The sequence below is a fragment of the Streptomyces sp. ADI95-17 genome (assembly GCF_003846175.1).
Lineage (GTDB): Bacteria > Actinomycetota > Actinomycetes > Streptomycetales > Streptomycetaceae > Streptomyces > Streptomyces sanglieri.
Window position 1 is genome coordinate 431,949 of the sequence record NZ_ML123046.1, and the last position, 22,351, is coordinate 454,299.

At 71.2% G+C, this 22,351-nt stretch carries 17 protein-coding genes; 5 read left to right on the forward strand and 12 right to left on the reverse strand.

Going from position 1 to position 22,351, the window contains the following annotated elements; translation table 11 throughout:
- Nucleotides 1–33 precede the first annotated feature (33 nt).
- Nucleotides 34–1,056 (reverse strand): terpene synthase family protein, encoded by a 1,023-nt coding sequence (locus EES42_RS15830; protein ID WP_124718869.1) that lies wholly within the window; start codon nucleotides 1,054–1,056, stop codon nucleotides 34–36.
- Between the two features lie 307 nt (nucleotides 1,057–1,363).
- Between EES42_RS15830 and EES42_RS15835 the strand changes: the two genes are divergently transcribed.
- From EES42_RS15835 to EES42_RS15845, 3 genes are all read left to right on the forward strand, one after another.
- Nucleotides 1,364–2,830 carry a GuaB1 family IMP dehydrogenase-related protein gene (locus EES42_RS15835; protein WP_124718870.1) on the forward strand — a complete coding sequence of 489 codons (1,467 nt, stop codon included), beginning with the start codon at nucleotides 1,364–1,366 and terminating at the stop codon, nucleotides 2,828–2,830.
- Between the two features lie 196 nt (nucleotides 2,831–3,026).
- Nucleotides 3,027–4,484, forward strand: a complete 1,458-nt coding sequence (locus tag EES42_RS15840; RefSeq protein WP_124718871.1) for an aldehyde dehydrogenase family protein — start codon at nucleotides 3,027–3,029, stop codon at nucleotides 4,482–4,484.
- Between the two features lie 110 nt (nucleotides 4,485–4,594).
- Entirely contained in the window at nucleotides 4,595–5,089 is a 495-nt protein-coding gene (locus EES42_RS15845; RefSeq protein ID WP_124718872.1) for an Lrp/AsnC family transcriptional regulator, read from the forward strand.
- Nucleotides 5,090–5,099: 10 nt separating this feature from the next.
- Here EES42_RS15845 and EES42_RS15850 read toward each other — a convergent pair whose 3' ends face one another.
- Nucleotides 5,100–6,089: a hypothetical protein gene (locus EES42_RS15850; protein WP_124718873.1), complete on the reverse strand. Its 990-nt coding sequence runs from the start codon at nucleotides 6,087–6,089 to the stop codon at nucleotides 5,100–5,102.
- A gap of 3 nt (nucleotides 6,090–6,092) precedes the next feature.
- Entirely contained in the window at nucleotides 6,093–9,464 is a 3,372-nt protein-coding gene (locus EES42_RS15855; protein WP_124718874.1) for a CHAT domain-containing protein, read from the reverse strand.
- 240 nt (nucleotides 9,465–9,704) lie between these two features.
- Here EES42_RS15855 and EES42_RS15860 point away from each other — a divergent pair, with 240 nt between their 5' ends.
- Together EES42_RS15860 and EES42_RS15865 are read left to right on the forward strand one after the other, a co-directional pair.
- Entirely contained in the window at nucleotides 9,705–10,502 is a 798-nt protein-coding gene (locus EES42_RS15860) for a carbon-nitrogen hydrolase family protein (RefSeq protein WP_124718875.1), read from the forward strand.
- Between the two features lie 47 nt (nucleotides 10,503–10,549).
- Complete coding sequence (locus tag EES42_RS15865) at nucleotides 10,550–12,241, forward strand: flavin monoamine oxidase family protein (protein ID WP_124718876.1); 1,692 nt, start codon at nucleotides 10,550–10,552, stop codon at nucleotides 12,239–12,241.
- Nucleotides 12,242–12,259: 18 nt separating this feature from the next.
- Here EES42_RS15865 and EES42_RS15870 read toward each other — a convergent pair whose 3' ends face one another.
- The 9 genes from EES42_RS15870 to EES42_RS15910 form a co-directional block, all read right to left on the reverse strand.
- A complete protein-coding gene (locus tag EES42_RS15870; RefSeq protein ID WP_124718877.1) occupies nucleotides 12,260–13,108 on the reverse strand; it encodes a fumarylacetoacetate hydrolase family protein in 849 nt (282 codons plus the stop codon).
- 48 nt (nucleotides 13,109–13,156) lie between these two features.
- Nucleotides 13,157–14,179, reverse strand: coding sequence for a hydroxyacid dehydrogenase (locus EES42_RS15875; protein WP_124718878.1), 1,023 nt, complete (start codon nucleotides 14,177–14,179; stop codon nucleotides 13,157–13,159).
- Complete coding sequence (locus EES42_RS15880) at nucleotides 14,163–15,218, reverse strand: dihydrodipicolinate synthase family protein (protein ID WP_124718879.1); 1,056 nt, start codon at nucleotides 15,216–15,218, stop codon at nucleotides 14,163–14,165. The genes EES42_RS15875 and EES42_RS15880 overlap by 17 nt, the downstream gene beginning before the upstream one ends.
- A gap of 8 nt (nucleotides 15,219–15,226) precedes the next feature.
- Nucleotides 15,227–16,255 (reverse strand): NAD-dependent epimerase/dehydratase family protein, encoded by a 1,029-nt coding sequence (locus EES42_RS15885; RefSeq protein ID WP_124718880.1) that lies wholly within the window; start codon nucleotides 16,253–16,255, stop codon nucleotides 15,227–15,229.
- Nucleotides 16,256–16,261: 6 nt separating this feature from the next.
- Nucleotides 16,262–17,221: a carbohydrate ABC transporter permease gene (locus EES42_RS15890; RefSeq protein ID WP_124718881.1), complete on the reverse strand. Its 960-nt coding sequence runs from the start codon at nucleotides 17,219–17,221 to the stop codon at nucleotides 16,262–16,264.
- A gap of 2 nt (nucleotides 17,222–17,223) precedes the next feature.
- A complete protein-coding gene (locus EES42_RS15895) occupies nucleotides 17,224–18,129 on the reverse strand; it encodes a carbohydrate ABC transporter permease (RefSeq protein WP_093541011.1) in 906 nt (301 codons plus the stop codon).
- A gap of 109 nt (nucleotides 18,130–18,238) precedes the next feature.
- Nucleotides 18,239–19,495, reverse strand: coding sequence for an extracellular solute-binding protein (locus tag EES42_RS15900; RefSeq protein WP_124718882.1), 1,257 nt, complete (start codon nucleotides 19,493–19,495; stop codon nucleotides 18,239–18,241).
- 41 nt (nucleotides 19,496–19,536) lie between these two features.
- Entirely contained in the window at nucleotides 19,537–20,793 is a 1,257-nt protein-coding gene (locus EES42_RS15905) for a Gfo/Idh/MocA family protein (protein ID WP_124718883.1), read from the reverse strand.
- A 31-nt stretch (nucleotides 20,794–20,824) separates the two neighbouring features.
- Nucleotides 20,825–22,351: peptidase C14 (locus EES42_RS15910; RefSeq protein WP_124719379.1), on the reverse strand; the 1,527-nt coding region annotated here is incomplete at its 5' end.

The following is a 22,351-nucleotide window of genomic DNA, read 5'->3' on the forward strand; positions in this document are numbered from 1 at the left end:
ACGCGCGGTCCGGGCGTTTCCGTGTCCGGCGGCTCAGTCCCGGGCCACGCCCAGGACCGTCGCCTCCAGGTACTCCTCCGGCTCCTCGTACTGACTCACATCGGCCGGGTTGTAGCGCGGGGTCTGCCGCGACCAGTCGAGGTTGCCGCGCATCCAGCTGCGCATCCCCTCCAGATACGGCTTGAGCATCCAGGACAGCTGCGGGTACGCCGCCAGCAGCTCGGCCTCGGCGGTGAGGAAGCGCTCCGTCTCCATCGCGATCTCCGCGCAGACGTGTTCGAGCGCCTGCCGCTGTCCGTAGCCGCGGTGGTGCCGGACCAGATGGACGAGATTGTGGATCTCGCCGAGCACCTGCTCCTTCTCGTACGAGTACACGTCGTTGGCCCAGCACACGACGTTGCACGAGGCTTCCAGCGCGGTGATGAACCGGGAGTCGTTGTGGATCGACTCGGGAGCCTCGATCCCGGCCACGATCTCTATCAGGTCCATGCAGACGTGTATCGCGCCGGTGTGGCGCCGCTTGGCGATGTACGTCTCCTCGGTCGGCACCACGCCGGCGGCCCGGTTGCCCGCCTCCCAGGTGGTGGCCGTCGTGAGGTACGTGGTGAGGTGCCAGCCGAACCGGGTGCGCCAGTGCGGGGCCGCGGTCGGCGTCGTCCGCTCCCACAGATCGGCCAGGGCGACCACGGCGGCGGGGAGCCGCCCGTCCGGCAGCGGGGCCGGGGCGTTGCCCTCGATGACGGTGCGCATCAGCTCGACCACGTCCCGTACCCGCTCGGGGCTGCGGCCCAGATGGCCGTCGTCGAGCTGGTCGTCGACGAGAAACAGCCAGACGAACCAGTCCGCGACGAGGTCGAGGTTCTTGCTGTCGGCGGTCGGGTACACCATGCCGACGAACGAGCCGAAGTCCGCCTGCACGAAGCGGTCCCTGGCCGAATCACGATGCACCAGACCGGTGTTGCGGGTCCATTCGTCGAGATGGTCCCGGGTGTGTCCGACGTGCGGGTTGGTGAGCTGGGGGAACGGGCAGTAGATGTCCGGCAGTTCGCTCTCCACGGGTGGGTCGTGATCCTCTCCGGTCGTACGGGTGACGGAAGTTGTGACCCTTCCGGCTGTTCCTCCGGGGCGTAGTCGAGACCCACGGGACCTGCGAGTTTGAAGCTACCGGACCCCTTGTCACCAGGTCCAGGGAAGATGATCGCGAATGATTCGAATGCCTTTCGGGTAGGGTCCGCGGGCAAGGCAGGTTCCACTTGCCCGGGACGCCCGTCCGGTTCCTTCGGAGGAACATACGAACGCGGGTGTCCTTTGTTGTGTCTTCGTGGAAGCGACCTGCTCCGTTTCGTGTGAAAAAATGAGCGTTATGCGTTTTCTTGAGCCCGGTACTGGTCGTTACACAGAGTCCCCCTCGGTCCCGTACGACCTCACCTACGACGATGTCTTCATGGTCCCGGGCCGTTCGGCAGTCGGTTCCCGCCAGGGTGTCGATCTCTCCTCGCCCGACGGCACCGGCACCACCATCCCCCTCGTCGTCGCGAACATGACGGCCATCGCGGGCCGCCGGATGGCCGAAACGATCGCCCGCCGCGGCGGCATCGTCGTCATCCCGCAGGACATCCCGATCGAGGTCGTCACCGACGTCGTCTCCTGGGTGAAAACGCGACATCTGGTACTCGACACACCGATCGTGCTGGCCCCGGGCCAGACGGTCGCCGACGCCCTGTCGCTGCTGCCGAAGCGCGCGCACGGCGCGGGCGTCGTCGTCGACGAGGAGCAGCGCCCCGTCGGCGTCGTCACCGAGCACGACCTGACCGGCGTCGACCGCTTCACCCAGCTCTCCGAGGTCATGACCAGGGACCTGGTGCTGCTGGAGGCGGACATCGATCCGCGCGACGCGTTCAACAAGCTGGACGGTGCCAACCGCAAGCTCGCCCCCGCGGTCGACGCGGACGGCCGGCTCGTCGGCATCCTCACCCGCAAGGCCGCACTGCGCGCCACCCTCTACACCCCCGCCACCGACGCGCAGGGCAGGCTGCGGATCGCCGCCGCCGTCGGCATCAACGGCGACGTCGCGGGCAAGGCCAAGCAGCTCCTCGACGCCGGCGTCGACACGCTCGTCGTGGACACCGCCCACGGCCACCAGGAGTCCATGATCAGCGCGGTCCGGGCCGTGCGCGCGCTCGACCCGCAGGTGCCGATCGTCGCCGGCAACATCGTCGCCGCCGAGGGCGTGCGCGACCTCATCGAGGCCGGCGCGGACATCATCAAGGTCGGTGTCGGCCCCGGCGCCATGTGCACCACCCGGATGATGACCGGTGTGGGCCGGCCGCAGTTCTCCGCCGTTCTGGAGTGCGCCGCCGAGGCGAAGAAGTACGGCAAGCACGTCTGGGCGGACGGCGGCGTCCGGCACCCGCGCGATGTCGCCATGGCGCTCGCCGCGGGCGCGTCCAACGTGATGGTCGGCTCCTGGTTCGCCGGTACGTACGAGTCGCCCGGCGACCTCCAGCAGTCCGCCGACGGCCGCTTCTACAAGGAGTCCTTCGGCATGGCGTCCGCGCGCGCCGTGAAGAACCGTACGTCGGACGAGTCCTCCTACGACCGGGCCCGCAAGGCCCTGTTCGAGGAGGGCATCTCCACCTCGCGGATGTTCCTCGACCCGGCCAGGCCCGGCGTCGAGGACCTGATCGACTCGATCATCGCGGGCGTCCGCTCCTCCTGCACCTACGCCGGTGCGGCCTCCCTGGCGGAGTTCGCCGAGAAGGCGGTCGTCGGGGTGCAGAGCGCCGCGGGCTACGCCGAGGGCAAGCCGCTGCACGCCAGCTGGAGCTGATCCCTCCCCGGACGAATTCGGTGCCCCTCCCGGCCGCAGCGGCCGGGAGGGGCACCGGCGTTTCCGGGGGCCGCGAGGGACCGTGCGGATGTCCGGTTCCAGCCGTCCGGCGGCGCCATTACCCGCTTCAACCCCATTGAAATATAAGTAACATGAAGCGCAATCAGCTGCCCGTTCCTCCGTGGTAAGGGAACTCATGTCCTTCTTCACCGACCTGGCCCAGCAGTACATCGACGGAGAGTGGAGGCCGGGCAAGGGATCCTGGGACATCATCGACTTCAACCCGTACAACGGTGAGAAGCTCGCCTCGATCACGGTCGCCACGGCCGACGAGGTCGACCGGGCGTACCGGTCCGCGCAGGACGCCCAGCGGGCCTGGGGCGAGACCAACCCGTACGCCCGGCGCACGGTGCTGGAGCGGGCGCTGCGGATCGTGGAGGAGCGCGAGTCCGAGATCGGTGACGCGATTGTCGCGGAGCTGGGCGGCACCCGGCTGAAGGCGGCCTTCGAACTGCACCTCGCCAAGGAGTTCCTGCGGGAGTCGGTCCAGCTCGCGCTGCGCCCCTCCGGGCAGATCCTGCCCTCGCCGACCGAGGGCAAGGAGAACCGGGTCTACCGGGTGCCCGTCGGCGTCGTCGGCGTCATCAGCCCCTTCAACTTCCCGTTCCTGCTGTCCCTGAAGTCGGTCGCCCCCGCCCTGGCGCTCGGCAACGCGGTGGTGCTCAAGCCGCACCAGAACACCCCGGTCTGCGGCGGCACGCTGGTGGCCAAGGTGTTCGAGGAGGCCGGTCTGCCGGCCGGCCTGCTCAACGTCGTGGTCACCGACATCGCCGAGATCGGTGACGCCCTGCTGGAGCACCCCGTGCCGCAGGTCATCTCCTTCACCGGCTCGGACAGGGTGGGACGGCACGTCGCCACGGTGTGCGCGACGAACCTCAAGCGCGCCGTGCTCGAACTCGGTGGCAACAGCGCGCTGATCGTCCTCGACGACGCCGATCTCGACTACGCCGTGGACGCGGCCGTCTTCAGCCGGTACGTGCACCAGGGCCAGGTCTGCATGGCCGCCAACCGGATCCTGGTCGACCGGGCGGTGGAGCGGGAGTTCACCGAGAAGTTCGTCGCCAAGGTCGCCTCGCTCAAGGTCGGCGACCCGGCCGAGCCGGACACCGTGATCGGCCCGCTGATCAACTCCTCGCAGGCCGAGGCCATTTCCACGCTCGTCGACCAGACCGTGGCGGCCGGTGCGACGGCTCTGCTGCACGGTCGCGCCGACGGCAATCTGGTGAGCCCGTCCGTGCTGACCGGGCTGGCCGCCGATTCCCCCGTGCTCTCCCAGGAGATCTTCGGCCCGGTCGCCCTGCTCATCCCGTTCGACGGCGAGGACGAGGCGGTCCGGATCGCCAACGACACCCCGTACGGCCTGAGCGGCGCTGTGCACACCGGCGACATCGAGCGCGGCGTACGGGTCGGGCAGCGCATCCACACCGGCATGATCCACATCAACGACGGCACGGTCCACGACGAGCCGATCGTCCCCTTCGGCGGCGAGAAGAGCTCCGGCCTCGGCCGGCTGAACGGCGACTCCATGATCGAGGCCTTCACCACCCAGAAGTGGATCTCGGTGCAGCACGGCCGTTCGCGGTTCCCGTTCTGACCGGTCGCACCCCGACGTGAGCGCGCCCGGGCGGGCGCGCCATGGTCTACTTCGGGGGCGGCCCGCGCCGCCCCCGACACCGGCCATCGCAGAGAAGTGAACCGCCCGAAGTGCGCCTGAACGACCTCGACGAACGCATCGTCCACGCCCTCGCCGAAGACGCCCGGCGCTCCTACGCGGACATCGGCGCGATGATCGGTCTGTCCGCGCCCGCCGTGAAACGCCGGGTGGACCGGCTGCGTGCCGAGGGCGCCATCACCGGCTTCACGGTCCGGGTCGACCCGGCGGCGCTGGGCTGGGAGACCGAGGGGTTCATCGAGATCTACTGCAGCCGCAACACCTCGCCGGAGGCGATCAAGCGGGGGCTCGCACGCTATCCGGAGATCGCGTCGGCCTCCACGGTGACCGGGGAGGCCGACGCGATCGTGCAGGTCTTCGCCGCCGACATGCGCCACTTCGAGCAGGTGCTGGAACGGATCGCGGGCGAGCCGTACGTGGAGCGGACGAAGTCCGTACTGGTGCTGTCGCCGCTGCTGCGGCGGTATGCGGCCGGACCGCCCGACGGACCGGACCCCGAGCCGTCCGAAGCCGCCGCCCCACGCTGACCCGGGTCCCCTACAGAGTCTCCGGCCACGCGTGCGCGACGTCGTCGGTCAGCTCCATCGCCAGCGCCTTGCTCAACTGGCGCCCGCACGCCACCTCCGCCTCGGTCGAGGCAGGCGGTGCGAAGCCCGCCGCGTGGTAGAGCCGGACCCGGTGCACGGCGAAGACGTCCCGCACATGCTCGCAGTACTGTTCGACGCCGGAGCGCAGGGCCCGGTACGCACCCCAGACGCACAGCGCACAGGCCACCAGCCAGCACAGCCGGGCCACCGCACCGGTCAGGGCCAGGGCCCACAGCGGTGCGACGGCAGCGCAGATCAGCGCCTGCGTGCGGCCCGACACGCGGGTCGCCGAGGCGACCAGCCGCTCGCGGGCCGTGGACTCCAGGCACTCGACGAACGGCCCCCAGCAGACGGGCAGGGACAGCCCGTAGTTCCGCTCGATTCCGGCGGCCACCCCGTGCAGTGCGTTGCCCACCGCTGTGGGACGCAACTCGTCGCGCCGCCGCGGATAGTGCGACCACGTCCGTCGGGCCCCGGTACGCCGCCAAGCGTTCTGCGTCCGCCACACGGCCAGTCGGTCACCGGCCAGATCGGCGGGACCGGACAGGTCGCCGGCCCGCCCCGCGAGCCGCTCGCGGCGGGCCGCATGGCGGGCGGTACGCAGCCGGGCGAAGGCCACCACCGGGGCCGACGTCCCCCACTTCCCCGCCAGCATCTCCAGCAGGGGGGACGCCACGGCCGACAGCCCCATCGCGCAGAGGACCATCACCGCGGTCGCCGCGGCGGCGGCCAGAGCAACCCCCCACGGCCCCTGCCCCACCAGCCGGCAGGCCGGCTCGGCCGGGCCCTGTGCCCCCGCACGGCAGACGTCCGGCAGACCACCGTGGCGCAGAGCGACGATCAGGGCTCCGGCCAGCCAGAACAGCACCAGTGGGCCACTCATCGCCGCCGTCCACCGCTTGGCGAGCGGCTCCACCATGCCCTTCACGAGTTCGCCCACGTGCTACTCCCGCCTCAGAGCCTGCCGGGGATGCCGGGGGCAGGTGTCCTCGTCGAACGGCGCCTTCGCGTCGCCCTTGGCCTGGTACGGGCAGTCGGCCTCCGGGCACAGCCAGACGACTTCGGAGCGTTCGCCCCCGGGCATCCTGGCGAAGATCGGCGAGCGGGTCCGCGCTGTCCCCCCGTCGGTCCGCCCTGCCGCGCACCCGGCCTCCGTCTCCGGACCGGGGTGCGGACCGAGGGCGCCGGGAACCCCCCTTCCGTAGTGGAGGAAGGCCCCCCAGTGCAATGGGTCCTCGGCCCTGGTCCGCCCTGCGGCGCTCCCGCCCGCCGTCCGGCGGCGCGCCCGTGCGAGCGCGCGCAACTGGGCCTGGCGCAGGGCTTCGGCGGCGGGCAGCCCATCGAGGTTGAGGAAGTGGTGGAAGTCCGTCATCAGCTGCGCCGCGTCCTCGTCGCGCACCGCCCACAGGGTGCCGACGACTGCTGCGGCCCCCGCTGACGCGAAGGCGGTGGCGAGGCTGAGCGACTCGTCGTAACGATCACCCGGTACGGCCGTGGCACACCCGGACAGCACGACGAGAGGGCCGTCGCGGCGATCGGTGGGGCGTACGCTCCGCAGCAGGGCGGCCACCGTGAGCCTCTGTCCACCGGCGAGGACCAGGTGGGAATCGGCTGCGGGGGCACAACTGCGGGCGTGGCAGGCGAAGTGGGCCACGGGGGGTGCGCCGGAAGCCGTGTCCGCGCGGAGCGAGCCGAGGACCGCCCGCGGTGTGGCCGGGGGAGCGACCGGATCGCCGGAACGGCCGAGCCGGGGTCCCTTGGCGTAGTACCAGCGGTGGAGGTCGCCGCCTTCCTGCCGGGCGTGCGGCAGGTCGTCGGACGGGTCGGCCACCACCAGTCCCGCGCCGTCCAGAGGGGCCTGGGCCCGGTCGGCGAAGCCGCCCAGAGAACCTGCTGACGGTGCGTAGCTGAAACCGGCGTCCTCGATCGCGTAATGCCATCCGGGTCCATCGCCCTTGCGCCGTGCGGCGTGCCAGGGCACCAGGCCCAGAGTGCCCGTGGGCACCAGCACCACCTGCGGAACCGTCCGCTCCGCGAGCTCCGGGCGGGACGACAGATGACTCAGGAGCGGCCCCACCACCGCCTGCCAGGACCACCCGTACACCCCTCGCAGCGCCTTGCCCCACTCGTTGTCCGCCCGCTTGTCCTCGGGGAACCGCAGGCACCTGTCGTGCGCCAGCACGAACCGGCGCAGCTTCACGGAGTTCTCGCAGAGGTTCGGCAGGGGCAGCGCCGTCGCATCTCCCGCCGCGTGCAGGACCAGCGCGCTCCCCGGCGTGGCGCCGCGCCCCAGGACCAGGTGCACAACGGCGTCGGCGTCGACAGCGCGGACCTGCTCGGCGAGCGCCCGGAGCGACGGCCTTTCCAGGAGGCCCGCCGCCGGGGCCGGCCCGATCCCGCTCCGCGGTGACAGAGCCAGCCGTACTTCCGCAAGGAGCCGTTGACGGTCCTGGCCGGCCGGTGGACCGTCGAGTTCCCGGCGGGGGGCCGCGGGCCCGGAGGAAGAGACCGTGCTCTCCCTCGCGAGCAGCCACCGCCTTCGCAGGTCGTCGCTGCCGACGGCGGCGAGACGGTCCGCGACCGGGTCCGTGTCGGCCGCGGCGTGCAGAGCGAGATCGCGTGCGGACTCGACCGCGGCGAAGGCCTCTCCCGGCTGCTCGTCGGCCGAGAGCCAGGCCGCCAGCTCCGTCGCTTCGCCGAGGGTCTGCCGGGCCCAGCGGTACGCCTCCGCGGGATCGGGCTGAGCGAGTACGTCCCACACCCGGTCTCCGAGAACCTCCCGGGCCAGCTCGTGGCTCTCCTCGTGCCGCCCCATTCCCCGGCGAAGCCGGGCCCGGGCCCAGCGCAGGGAGGAGACACGGGGGCCGGCCGGCTCCGCGTTCAGCCGTTCCACGAGGGCGCCGAGCCGCAGGTCGAGGAACTCCGCCCGGACCTCCACCACCGGGGAACGGCCGCCGTCGAACTCGGCGACCGCGCAGAGCAGTTCGAGTGCCTGCGCCTGGAGGGCGAGCGTGGTGTGCTCCGTGTCCAGCGCCTCGCCCGCCAGCCGGGCGGCCCGGGCGCGCAGGGGCGTCGGGCCCGCCATGAGGGCGCGGGCGAGGTTCAGTGACACCGCCGCGTAGGCGGTGGTTCCGCGACGCAGCAGTTCTCGGGCGCTGTTCAGCCGGTCCACCGACGCGGCGGCATCCGACGGATTCCGCGACGCCTCGTGGCGTGCGAGCAGGTACCCGGCCAGGTTGTTCAGGCTCCAGGCGCGCTGCGCCGGGTCCCGGGCCTGTTCCACCGACGCCGTGCCCGCGTCCACGGCATCGTCGAGTGCTTCCGGGTCGCCGCTGCTCAGATAGGCCGCGAACCGGGCGGTGGCGAGCGAGGGGTAGTGCTCGACGTTGTACTGCAGTTCCCCGGCCCGCCGCAGGTCCGCCGGGTTCCCGCGCTGGCCGTGACGGCAGAGCAGCGCGTCCGCCAGCGTCGACAGCACGGTGCCGAGGTCGGGATCGTCGCTGCGCAGCCGGGCCGCGGAGCGCTCCAGCGCGGCGACGGCGTTGTCGAGGTCCACCCCGCGGCCCGTCAGGTCGTGGCGGGCCAGAAGTGCCATTCCGAGCACGGCCTCCCACGGAGGCGGGTGCGCGGCCCCGGGCTCGGAGGGCTGGTCGAAGACCCGGGCGACCATCGCGTACTCGATCGCCCCGTCGAGGTCCTCCCGCTGCTCGGAGCGGACGAACCGGAGCAGCAGGGCCCACGCGAGGTCGCCGTAGGCGGATTCCTGGTGCACTCCGCCCGAGGGCACCTCCCGGACCACGCTCCGAAGAACGGCCTCCGCTTCGTCGAGCTGCTCCGGCGCACCGGTGCGGATGTGATCCGTCAGGAGACGACGCCCCAGCCCGGCTGCGGACAGTTCCTCCGGAGGACCCTCCGGGCCCTCCAGGTAGCGGGCGGGAGTGACCGGCGGCCTCGGCCAGCGGACCGCCGGATCACGATCGCCGGGCGGCGGTGACCAGGCGTACCCCGAGTGCCCGGCGTCCTGCACCACCCTGCGGACGAGGTCCGGCTCCGCGGAACGCTCAGTGGCCAGGCGCCGGAGAGCCGGTAAGGATTCCGTGCCCGTGTCGAGGCCGAGCCCCACGGCGGCCGCCAGCGCTCTGGCGACGTCGGCCGACCCCTCGTGGGACGCCAGCGCGGCCAGTGCGGTGCGCGCCGCCAGCGCGGCCCACCACTCATCCGGCCGCGGCCCCTCCGGCAGCACGCCCGGCCCGAGCCAGCGCCTCGCCAGCCCTGCCACCTCGTCCACCCAGTGCCCGCGCGCGTCGTCCCTCACTGCGCCCCTCCCTCACGTACAGCAGTACGCCAGGCTAGCGGCAGCCCTCGGGCCCTCCGGGCCCGTGGCCTCCATCACATCCTTGACCTGTGTGTTTCCCGTCGCGCAATGAATCGCCACGCTGCCTCCGAGCGCGCAACGAATCGACGGTCCATGCGCAACACTCGCGCCTTGTCCCCCAAGAGCGGCGGCCCGTACCGTCGATACGTCCCCGCCAGCCCGCACCGTCCGAGGTCAGCCATGCCGCCGTTGCGCACCGCCCTGCTCCAGAACTCCGGACGTCCCGGGCACGTGGCCGGGAACATCGAGGTGCTCGACGGCGCGGCACGGCGTGCTGCCGACGCCGGTGCCCGGCTCCTGGTCTGCCCCGAACTGTTCCTGACCGGCTACGCGATCGGGGCCGAGACGGACCGGCTGGCCGAGCCGGCCGACGGGCCGGCCGCCCTGGCCGTAGGCGAGATCGCCGCCCGGCACGGGCTCGCCGTCCTCTACGGCTACCCCGAGCGCGCCGGTGAGCGGATCTTCAACGCCGCACAGCTCATCGGCCCGGACGGGGCCCCGCTCGCCAACTACCGCAAGACCCACCTCTTCGGCGCCTTCGAGCACGAGTGGTTCACCCCGGGCGAGCAGACCGTGGTCCAGGCCGAACTGGACGGCGTACGCATCGGGATCATGATCTGCTACGACGTCGAGTTCCCGGAGAACGTCCGCGCCCACGCCCTCGCGGGCACCGATCTGCTGCTGGTGCCCACCGCGCAGATGCACCCCTTCCAGTTCGTCGCCGAGTCCCTCGTGCCGGTCCGCGCCTTCGAGAACCAGATGTACATCGCGTACGTCAACAGGACCGGTCCGGAGGGCGAGTTCGAGTTCGTCGGGCTGAGCTGCCTGGCCGGTCCCGACGGTGCCGTCCGCAGCCGCGCCGGACGCGGCAAGGAACTGGTCGTCGGTGAGGTGGACCCGGCGCTGCTGAGCGCATCGCGGACCGCCAACCCGTATCTGCACGACCGCCGCCCCGGCCTGTACGGCTCCCTCGTCTGAGCCCGCCCCACCGTTCCACTGTCTTTCGCGCAAGGAGTCCGTACCCCATGACGTCCACGGTGCCCAACGCCGTCCAGCACACCGACGCCGCCGAGCCGATCACCATGTTCGGGCCGGACTTCCCCTACGCGTACGACGACTTCCTGGCGCACCCCGCCGGTATCGGGCAGATACCGGCGACCGAGCACGGCACCGAGGTCGCCGTCATCGGCGGCGGGCTCTCCGGCATCATTGCCGCGTACGAGCTGATGAAGATGGGGCTCAGGCCCGTCGTCTACGAGGCGGACCAGATCGGTGGCCGGCTGCGCACCGTCGGATTCGACGGCTGCGACCCGGAACTCACCGCCGAGATGGGGGCGATGCGCTTCCCGCCGTCCTCCACCGCGCTCCAGCACTACATCGACCTGGTCGGCCTGGAGACGAAGCCGTTCCCCAACCCGCTCTCCCCGGCCACCCCCTCGACGGTCGTCGACCTCAAGGGCGAGTCCCACTACGCGCGGACCATCGACGACCTGCCGCAGGTCTACCGCGATGTGATGGACGCCTGGAACCGGTGTCTGGAGGAGGGCGCGGACTTCTCCGACATGAACCGCGCGATGCGTGAGCGCGATGTGCCGCGCATCCGGGAGATCTGGTCGGAGCTCGTCCAGAAGCTCGACAACCAGACCTTCTACGGATTCCTCTGCGACTCCGACGCCTTCAAGTCGTTCCGGCACCGGGAGATCTTCGGCCAGGTCGGCTTCGGCACCGGCGGCTGGGACACCGACTTCCCCAACTCCATCCTGGAGATCCTCCGCGTCGTCTACACCGAGGCGGACGACCACCACCGGGTCATCGTCGGCGGCAGCCAGCAGCTTCCGCTGCGGCTCTGGGACCGCGAGCCGCAGAAGATCGTCCACTGGCCGCTGGGCACGTCGCTGTCCTCGCTGCACGACGGCGAGCCGCGCCCCGCCGTGACCCGGCTGAACCGCACCGCCGGCAACCGGATCACCGTCACCGACGCCACCGGCGACATCCGCACCTACCCGGCCGCGATCTTCACCGGGCAGTCCTGGCTGCTGCTCTCGAAGATCGACTGCGACGACGCGCTCTTCCCGATCGACCACTGGACGGCGATGGAGCGCACCCACTACATGGAGTCGTCCAAGCTCTTCGTCCCCGTCGACCGGCCGTTCTGGCTCGACAAGGACGAGACCACGGGGCGGGAGGCCATGTCGATGACGCTCACCGACCGGATGACCCGGGGGACGTACCTGCTGGACGACGGCCCCGACCGGCCCGCCGTCATCTGCCTCTCGTACACCTGGTGCGACGACAGCCTGAAGTGGCTGCCGCTCTCCCCGAACGAGCGCATGGACGTCATGCTCAAGTCGCTCGGCGAGATCTACCCGGACGTCGACATCAGGAAGCACATCATCGGCAACCCGGTCACGGTCTCCTGGGAGAACGAGCCGTGGTTCATGGGCGCGTTCAAGGCCAACCTGCCGGGCCACTACCGCTACCAGCGGCGGCTGTTCACCCATTTCATGCAGGACCGGCTGCCCGCCGACCGCCGGGGGCTGTTCCTCGCGGGCGACGACATCTCCTGGACGGCCGGATGGGCCGAGGGCGCCGTACAGACCGCGCTCAACGCCGTCTGGGGTGTGATGACCCGGTTCGGCGGCGCGACCGATGCGACGAACCCCGGCCCGGGCGACGTCTTCGACGACATCGCCCCGGTCGAACTCCCGGAGGACTGAGAGGCGTCACGGCCTCCGTCACGCGGGCCGGCAGACGCTGCGCTGCCGGCCGAGGCCCGAGATCTCGACCTCCATCACATCGTCCGGGCCCAGGTAGGGGAAGCGGCCGGACAGCGCCACGCCCTGCGGGGTGCCGGTGTTGATGACGTCGCCGGGCTCCAGCACCAGGTACTGCGACAGGTGGTGCACCAGATGCGCCACGCTGAAGATCATGTCCGCGGTGGAGGAGTCCTGCCTGGGCTCACCGTTGACGAAGCTGCGCAGCCGCAGCTGCTGCGGGTCGCCGACCTCGTCGGCCGTCACCAGCACCGGGCCCAGCGGGTTGAACGTCGCGCAGCTCTTGCCCTTGGACCACTGCCCGCCCGACTCCTCCAGCTGGAAGGCCCGTTCGGACACGTCGTTGCTGACGGCGTAGCCCGCGATGTGCGCGGCGGCGTCGGCGGGGGAGTCCAGGTAGGAGGCGCGGCGGCCGATGACCACGGCCAGCTCCACCTCCCAGTCCGTCTTCTTCGAGCCGCGCGGGATCAGTACGTCGTCGTACGGGCCGACGACGGTGTTCGGCGACTTGTAGAAGAGGATCGGCTGCTCGGGCGGCTCGGCCCCCGACTCCGCCGCGTGGGCCGCGTAGTTCTGCCCGATGCAGAGCAGTGCGGACGGCCGGGCCACCGGGGCGCCGATCCGCTGACCGGTGATGTCGGTCTCCGGGAGCACCGGCTCGGCGGGCACCAGGTGCGGGTTGTCGGCGAGCGCGGCGAGGAACGCGCCGTCGATGTCCTCGGTGATGCCGGACAGGTCGTAGTGACGGCCCTCGGGGCAGACGAGGACCGGGCGCTCGTGGCCCGGCTCGCCGATGCGCATCAGTCGCATGAAGTGAAATCTCCTGAACGGTACGGGGGTTGGGGTACCTGCGAGCCCTCAGTGCAGACGGGTGAGGGCGTCGGTGGTGACGGCGTGGACCGGGGGACGTCCGGCGAGCAGTCGCAGCACCTCGTCGACGGCGCTGGCGCCCAGCCGCTGCCGGCACTCGACGCTGCCCGCCGCCTGGTGCGGGGTGAGCAGCACGTTGGGCAGCGAACGGAACGGGTGGTCGGCGGGCAGCGGTTCGGCGTCGAACACGTCGATCGCCGCGTCCAGCCGGCCCGGGGCCAGTTCGGCGAGGAGCGCGTCCTCGTCCACCAGCCACGACCTGGCGGTGTTCACCAGACCCGCCCCGTCCGGCATCAGCGCCAGCTGCTCGGCGCCGATCATCCGGTGGGTCTCCTCGGTGACCGGTGCGTGCACGGCCACGATCCTGCTGCGCGAGAGCAGCGTTTCGAGGGGTACGGACTCCACACCGAGCGCCTCGGCGTCCGCGGCGGACAGATACGGGTCGGTGACGCTCACCCGCGCGCCCATCGCCCGCACCAGGGCGATGTAGGCGCGCCCGGTGCGGGAGGCACCGATCACGCCGATGTCGCTGCCGTGGATCTCGTGGCGCGGCGGGGCCTCGCTCGCCGCCGCCCACTCCAGCCCGCCGCGCAGCGCGTGGTCGAAGCGCTGGATGCGGTGCAGCAGCGAGAGCGTGAAGGCGAGGGCCACCTCGGCGACCGGGCGGGCCATCTCGTCACCGGCCTGGGTGACCAGGATGCCGCGCCGGAACACCTCCTCGGTGACATAGGGCGCGACCGCCGAACCGGTGTGCGCCACCAGCTCCAGCCGGTCGGCCGAGGCGAGCAGCCCGGCGTCCACCTTGGGCGCCCGCCACGAGGTGATCAGCGCCCGGGCGCCGGGCAGCGCGGCCGTGACCGCCGCCCGGTCGGAGTGCTCGTCGACGACGGTGAGTTCGGCCGCCCGCTCCAGCTCCCGCCACACCTCGGCGGTGAAGAACTGGGCGCGCAGGCCCGGCGGTACGGCGACGACCACCCGGGAGCGGTCGGCAGGATCAGGAGAGCCAGGCATCGAGGTGCTCCGCAACGAAGGCGTCATCGGTCAGCCAAGGGTAGGCCGCGGCCACCCGGCTGATCTCCTCGGCCTGTCCGGGGGAGAGCGTCTCGGCCGGGTCCAGGCACCGGATGTTCGCCAACAGGCCCTGGCGGCGCAGCACTTCGTGGACCCCGGCGATGCAGCCGCGGAACGCGCCGCGCACATCGAAGACCGCGCTGTTGGCGTCGGTCAGTTCGGGGCGCCGGGCCAGGCAGCGCACCATCGCCTCGTGGTCCCCGCCGCGGGCCTTGCGGACGTCGTCCAGGAGCGTCACCGCGGAGCCGGTCCACACGGCCCACTGGCCGAGCAGCCCGCCCGCGAACCAGCGGGGACTGCCGCCCGCCGTCTCGTACGGGGTGAGCAGATCACCGATGATGTCGTCGTCGTTGCCGGTGTACAGCGCCACCTCGTCGGCCCGGTCGGCGGCGGCCACGGCGCGTACGACATCGGCGGTGCGGTAGCGGTCGAACGGGGCGATCTTCACCGCGGCCGTGTTCGGCAGATCGGTGAACGAGGACCAGAAGTGCGGCGACAGATAGCGTCCGCCGACCGCCTCCTGGAGGTAGAAGCCGATCACCGGCAGCACCTCGCCGACCGCCCGCGCCCGCTCCAGCAGGCCCTTCTCGTCCGCGCCGGGCACGGCCGGGCTGAGCAGCACCGCGTCGTAACCGAGTTCGGCGGCGGTCTCGGCCTCGGCGACGGCCTGCGCCGTGTACCCGCAGGCACCGGCGACCTTGATGAACGGGCGGCCGGCCTCGGCGTCGATCGTCTCGGCGGCGAGCTCCAGCACCGGCCGGAACAGACCGACCTCCGGCTCCCGGATCTCGAACTGGGTGGTGTGCACGGCGACGGCGACGCCGCCCGCGCCCGAGGCCAGGTAGTAGCGGGTCAGCGCACGCTGCCGGCGCTCGTCGAAGGAGCCGTCGTCGTGCAGGGCGAGCGGGTGCGCGGGGATCACGGCACCCTGGGCGAGCGCGTCCAGGGCGGGGGTCGACGCGAGGGAGGGAGTGGACATGGAGTGGATCAGAACCTTCCGTCACGGACCTGGAACTTGGTGGGCTTGCCGGACAGCGGCAGCCCGCGGCGCAGCCAGTCGGCCTGCCACTCGACGAGGGTGCGCAGCGCGACGTCCGGATAGCCGAACAGCGCGTGGCAGCGGCTCGCGTCGGAGAGCAGCGCGGTGGGCGCCTCCTCGCCGGCGAACACCGGCTCCTTGCCGAACTCCTCGCCGAACCACCGGGCGATGCGGCGCACCGAAGCGGTCTCGGGGCCGGTGAGGTTGATGGTGAACGCCTCGCCGTCGGTGGCGTGCAGCAGCGAGCGCAGCGCGACCTCGTTGGCGTACCCCTGCCACACCACATTGGCGTGACCGGTCGTCACATCGACGGGCTCGCCGGCCTGTACGCGGTAGGCGATGTCGGCGAGGACGCCGTAGCGCAGGTCGACCGCGTAGTTGAGCCGGATGTTGGCGACCCGGGTGCCACGGGTCAGCGCGGCGTGGCCGAAGATCCGCTCCCGGCCCAGGCACGACATGGCGTACTCGCCGACCGGGCCGACCGGGTCGCTCTCGGTGCAGCCGCCGGAGGAGACCGGGACCAGCGGGTACACATTGCCGGTGGAGAACGCGGCGATCCGCGCCCCCGACCAGCGGCGCGCCACCCGGTCCGGCATCGCGGCGTTCACCGCCCAGGCGTGCGAAGGGGCCCCGGCCGAGCCGAACTTGGCGCCGACCATGAAGACGACGTTCCCGGCGTCCGGCAGTCCGTCCAGGTCGGCGGCCGGGTCCATCAGGTCGAAGGCCACGGTGGAGACCCCGGCGGCCTCCAGCTCGTCGGCGGCGGACTTGTCGGACCAGCGGGAGACCGCGTACACGGTCACGTCGTCGCGGCCCGCGGCGTCCAGCGCCCGGCGGGCCAGCCGGCACAGGCTGGGGCCCATCTTGCCGCCCGCGCCGAGCACCAGCAGATCGCCTTCGAGGCGGCCGAGATCGGCGACGAGCGCGGGGGAGGGGGTGGCGAGCCGCTCTTCGAGCGCGGCCTCATCGGTGAACATTCGTTGCTATCCCTTGATTCCGGACGCGGTGACGCCCTCGGTGAAGTAGCGCTGGCCCACCATGTACGCGGCGAAGATGGGCACGAACGCGATGACGGAGCCGGAGAGCACCACATTGAGCGGCACGTTCTGCTGCTGGAGCGAGGCGATGCCGACGGTGAGGGTGCGCATGTCGGTGGACTGGCCGATGACCAGCGGCCACAGGAAGTCGTTCCAGTGCCACAGGAAGACGAAGACGCCCAGTGTGGCCAGGATCGGCTTCAGCAGCGGCAGCACGATCCGGTAGAAGATCTGCCACTCGTTGCAGCCGTCCAGCCGGGCCGCCTCGAAGAGCTCGTCCGGCAGCCCCTGGATGAACTGCCGCATCAGGAACACCGCCTGGGCGTTGGCCAGGGTCGGCACGATCAGACCCCAGTACGTGTCCACGCCGCCCAGCTTCGCGATCATCGCGAACGTCGGGATCATCGTGACGTGGTACGGGACCATCACCATCGACAGGAACGACCAGAACATGGTCTCCCGGCCGGGGAAGCGCTTCTTGGCGAAGGCGTACCCGGCGAGCGAGGCGAGCAGCAGCACGCCGACGACCGAGACGACCGAGTAGACCAGCGTGTTGACCAGCCAGCGCGGCACGTCCTGGGCGTTCATGACGGTGTCGTACGCCTCGCCGGTCAGCGGCCACGGCAGCAGGCTGCCGGGGAACTCGACCGCCGCGGACGGCTTCAGGGAGAGCACGACCATCGCGTAGAACGGGAAGATCGTGACGAGCGCGGCCACCGTCAGCAGGACGGCGCGGCCGATCCGGCCGGCCCGGGTGGGCCGCATGCCGTACGGGACGGTGTCCTGCTCCGAGAGCTTGCGCAGCTTGCGTTCGGCACGGCGGGCGGCCCGGTCGGGGGCCGCGGGGGCCTTCGCCCCGGGCGGGGGCCCGGGCGGGGTCTCGGTCTGGGCGGGTGCTGCGGTCATGGTCACTGGTCCTTCCCGATCACGAGCCGCTGGATCACCGCGACCACCACGGTCAGCGCGAAGAGCGCGACGCCGATGGCGGAGGCGTAACCCAGGTCGAAGTACTTGAAGCCCGCGTCGTAGAGCTGGAAGACGAGCGTGTAGCTGGCGTTGGCGGGGCCGCCGCCGGTCATCGTGTACACCGCGTCGAAGACCTGGAACGAGGCCGTCGTCTCGATCACGGCGAGGAAGAACAGGGCGGGCTTGAGCTGCGGCAGCACGATGTACCGGAACCGCTGCCAGGGGCCGGCGCCGTCGGTGAGCGCGGCTTCCTCCAGCTCCCGGGGGATGTCCTGCATCCGGGCCAGCAGGATGAGCATCCCGTACCCGAAGCGGGACCAGACGCCGACGATCGCGAGCGCGGGCAGCACCAGCACGTCGTCGGAGAGCCAGGAGCCCTCGGACATCCCGAACCAGCTCATCAGGGTGGACCACGGCCCACCGGTCGAGAAGATCCAGACGAAGACGGTGGCGGCCAGCACCAGCGAGGTGACGACCGGCAGGAAGAACACCGAACGGAAAAACTTCGCGCCGCGGAACGCGCGGCGGGTGATCAGCGCCAGCGACACCGAGGCGATGAGCGTGCCCGGCACGGCGAGCACGGTGTAGAGGACCGTGACCTTCAGCGCCTGCCAGAACAGCGGGTCGTCCCACAGGCGGGTGAAGTTGTCCAGCCCGATGAAGCTGCCACCGCCCGTGAGGGAGTAGTCGGTGAAGCTCATCAGCACACCGGCGATGCCCGGACCGAACCGGAACGCCAGGAAGAGCAGGAAACACGGAAGGACGAAGAGCAGGCCGATCCGGGCCTCGCGGCGCGCCTGCGGCCCGCTGCGACGGCCCCGGCGGGTTGGTTCCGCGACGACTGCCACGGGGATCTCCTTGCGGTACGGGGGAATTGCGGGGGGTCGGGGGGAGTGCCCCCGGGGGAGGGGCGGTACCGGGGTCCGAGTGCGGTCGGACCCCGGTACCGCGCCCGGTCTAGCGGCCGAGCATCGCCTGCGCGGCCTTCTGCGCGGCGTTCAGCGCCTCCTGCGGGCTCTTCTTGCCCAGCAGCGCCGCCTGGATCTCCGGCGCGAGCACGCCCTGGACCTCACGGGCCTTGTCCTGGAGCGGGCCCACGGTCATGCTCGGCAGCGTGGCGCCGACCGCCGTCTGCAGGGCGTCGCCCGGGTACAGGTCGCCGCCGGACTTGCGGGCCGGGAAGTAGCCCGCGCCCTTCTGCAGACCGGCCGCGTTCTTCGACTCGGCGACGAAGTTCAGCCAGTCGCCGGTGTTCTTCTTGTCGGCGCCCTTCAGCATCGACAGCGCGCCGACCGTGCCGTAGCCGACCGACTTCGCGTCCTTCAGCGGCGGCTGGACGACGATGTTCTCCTTGCCCCAGAACGGCTCGACGTCCGCCGGGGTGTTCTGCCAGGTGCAGGCGATCTTGCCCTTGGCGGTCGGGGTCTGCTCCAGCTTGGGCGTGGTGGTGACCAGGTCCTTGTCGGTGTAGCCGCCGTCCACGAGCTTCTTCAGGTACGTCAGCGCCTTGACGCCGGCCGCGTCGTTGAACGTGACCGTCTTGCCGTCCTCGGAGAAGACGTCGCCGCCGGCCTGCCACAGCAGCGGGTAGAAGGTCATGTTCAGGGTCTGCTGGGTGTCACCGCTGTAGCTGGTGGCGTAGTAGCCCTTCGCCTTCAGCTTCGGGGCCAGCGCCTCCAGGTCCGCCCAGCTCGTCGGGTAGGTCTTCTCGCCGATCGCGGCGAACACCCGCTTGTCGCAGATCAGCGGGTTGGCGCTGGTCAGGATCGGGGTGCCGAGCGCCTTGCCGTCCACCGTGACGGACTTCAGCGCGAAGTCGGTGTAGTCCGACTTGGCGTCGGCCGGCATGTAGTCGTCGGCCGGGACGATGCTCTTGGCGTACTTCGGCAGCTGGTCCGGGATCAGGTAGACCGCGTCCGGGCCCTTGCCGGAGGCGATCGCGGTGGCCAGCGCGGTGTCGCGGTTGGCCCACGGGAAGGTCTCCACCTTCACCTTGACGCCCTTGTGGTCCTTCTCGAACGCCTTGACCAGGCCGTCCCAGTACGCCTTGTTCTTGGCCTCGTCGAAGATGACCGGGTAGGTCCACATGGTGACGGTGTTGTCGTCGCTGCCGCTGCCGGAACAGCCGGCCAGCACTCCGGCGGCCAGCGCGGTGGCCACCACGGGGGCGGCGACGGCGCGGACTCTGGAACGGCGGGTGAGGAGACGGGACATGAGGTGGTCCTCCGAGGACGTGAGGGTGGGGCGGGAAGAAGTCACTGCGCCGGGACCGTCTGGACGGTGCCGGTGTGCCGGGCACGTTCGGCGGCGAACGCCGCGAGATGACTGCCGAGCGAGGTGGCGGGACCGGAGCGGACCGCCCCGGCGTCACCCGTGGCGACGGCGGTGACGAACGCCTCGACGAGCGCGGCGTCCCCGCCGCCGTGCCCGTCCGCCGCGTTCGAACCGGACGCGCCGAGTTCATGGACGGTGGTCTCGCCGGTCCGGAAGTCCTGCACCGTGACCCGCTCGCCGTCCCCGATCAGCCAGCCGTGCGAGCCGAAGATCCGGGTCTGGCGGTGCGTCTGCTCGGTGAACGCCACCATCTGGAAGGTCGCGGTCACCCCGTCCGTCAGCTGCATCGCGAGGACCTGGTGGTCGACCACGTCGTTGTCGCTCCGGTACGCGCAGACGCCGTACGGGCCCTCGCGCAGCGCCTGCACGAGACCGGCCTCGTCGGTCGCCTCGGTGACATGGGTGACCGGCCAGACAGCGCCCTTCTCGCGCAGCGTCGGCATGTACAGCTTCAGCGCGCTGTACGGGCAGCCGGACTCCACCGCGCAGTCGAGGCAGCGCTCGGCGGATCCGGCCGGCGCGTTCTCCGGCCGGAAGTGCTTCAGCCCGCCGAAGCTGGACACCCGCTCGATCCGGCCGCCCATCACGTACGTGATCCAGTCCAGGTCGTGGCAGGACTTGGCGAGCAGCATCGGCGAGGAGTCCTTCTCGCTGCGCCACGGCCCGCGCACATAACTGTGCGCGTAGTGCCACCAGCCGACCGGCTCCAGATGGTCGAGGGAGACCAGCTGACCGAGCACCCCGGAGTCCACGACCTCCTTCACCAGGTCGGTGTACGGGGTGTACCGCATGACGTGGCACACCGCGAACAGGACTCCGGCCCGCTCCACACCCTCGACGATCCGCCGGGTCTCCTCCTCGGTCGGGGCGAGGGGCTTCTCGGCGAGGATCGCGTAACCGGCCTCGGCCAGCGCCAGCACCGGCTCCACATGGAAGCGGTCCTGGGTGGCGACGACGACGGCGTCGGCGATGCGGTTGTCGACCAGCGGACGCCAGTCGTCGAACTCGACGGGTGCGCCGGCGGCGGCCCGTGCCGCGGGGCGCGGGTCGGCGACGGCGACGAGTTCGGCGCGCTCGGGGTGCGCCTTGATCCACTCGGCGTACGTCAGACCGCGGTTGCCGGCGCCGACGAGCGCGACCCGTACGGGCCGGCCGGTGATCGGGGTATGCGTGGACACGGGAATCCCTGGTGCTCGATGGGCGTGGTGGTCAGATGCGCAGCGTGGCCGCGGTGTGGGCGACGCGGTCGCCCTCGTCCGGCAGCGCGGTGCGCTCGGTGCCGTCCTCGACGCAGCCGGTGTGCAGCAGATGGCTGTCACCGGTGAACGCCGCGGGCCGCAGTTCGATCCGGCCGCCGGTGAAGGTGGAGCCGGTGGCCCGGTAACGGTTGGGGCCCTCGGTGACCAGCAGATGGGCGGTGCCCTTGGGCGCGGTCGAGTCGAGGCCGGTGAGCTGCCAGTCGACGGTCCGTCCGGAGCCGGTACGGGCGAGCAGGGCGCCGTCCTTGTTGGTGCCGTTCAGCCGCGTTCCGTCGATGCGCAGCCGCTGGTCCTTCGCCGAGGTCAGCTTCAGCCCGGTGTCGCGGAGTTCGCCGCCCAGCACGGTGACCTCGGAGTGTGCGAGTGAGACCGGGGCGGTGTCCTTGGAGCCGGTCAGCGTGCACTGGTCCAGGGTGAGCGGGCCGGTGCCGTTGAACACCGCGCCGTCGACGCCCTTCAGAGTGGAGCGCTGAAGGGTGAGCGGGGCGGTGACATTGGCCTGGGTGATCTCGGCGCCCGACGCGAACGCGAACGAGGAGTCGGCGATCACATTGGGGCGGGCCGAGAGGTCCGAGGCCCGGGAGACGATCAGCGGACCCGTGGCCGTACAGCCGCGCATCTGCACACCGTCGGCGTTGACCCAGAGCATTCCGGAGCCTGCGAGCGACTTCTTGCCGATGACCAGGACGTCTTCCAGGGTCAGATCGGTGATCTTGACCCGGGCCACGAACCAGGAGCAGGCGTGCCGGCGTACGGTGATGCGCTTGGCCCTGCCGCCCCAGGCCGCACCGGAGTTGGCGAAGGTCATCAGGCCGGAGTTGCCGGTGTAGACGAGGTCGTGCTCGAACTGACCGTGCGTCACGAACGGGCCCTCGTCGTCACCGTCGCCGTGGCAGTTGGTGACGTAGCAGTAGGCGGAGGCCGTGAAGTCGTTGAGGTGACGGGCGTTGGAGGTGTGACAGTCCTCGACGTGCCCGTACAGACAGTAGATCTGCTGGGTGAGGTAGCCCGCGCCGCCGTAGGTGACGGACTTCGGGTTGGTCAGCGAGCACTGCTCGGTGCGGTAGTACGTGCACCAGCGGCGCATCACCACCGGCCAGAAGGTGCCGATGGCCTCGATCCCGGAGACGTCGCAGCGCACCGCGTACTCGTAGGCGACCGGGTGCGAGCCGGTCATCTCGTCCTCGCCCCAGCCCTCGAAGACCATGTTGCGGACGTGGGCGCGGTCGACGGGCTCGACCCGGGTCCAGGTCAGGGTCCGGCCGGCGGCCAGGTCCCAGCCGATCTGGTAGTTGACCCGGACGTGCGTCGAGTCGACGACATCGGTGACCTGGACGAGCCGCTGGATCTCCTTCTCGTACTTCCCGGCCAGTGCGTTGATCTCCACGGCCCACCACTGGCCCACGGCGAACTTCGACGAGTCACCGACCTCGAAGAGGTCCGACAGGTCCGGCATCGCCGCGCTCAGGGTGTGTTC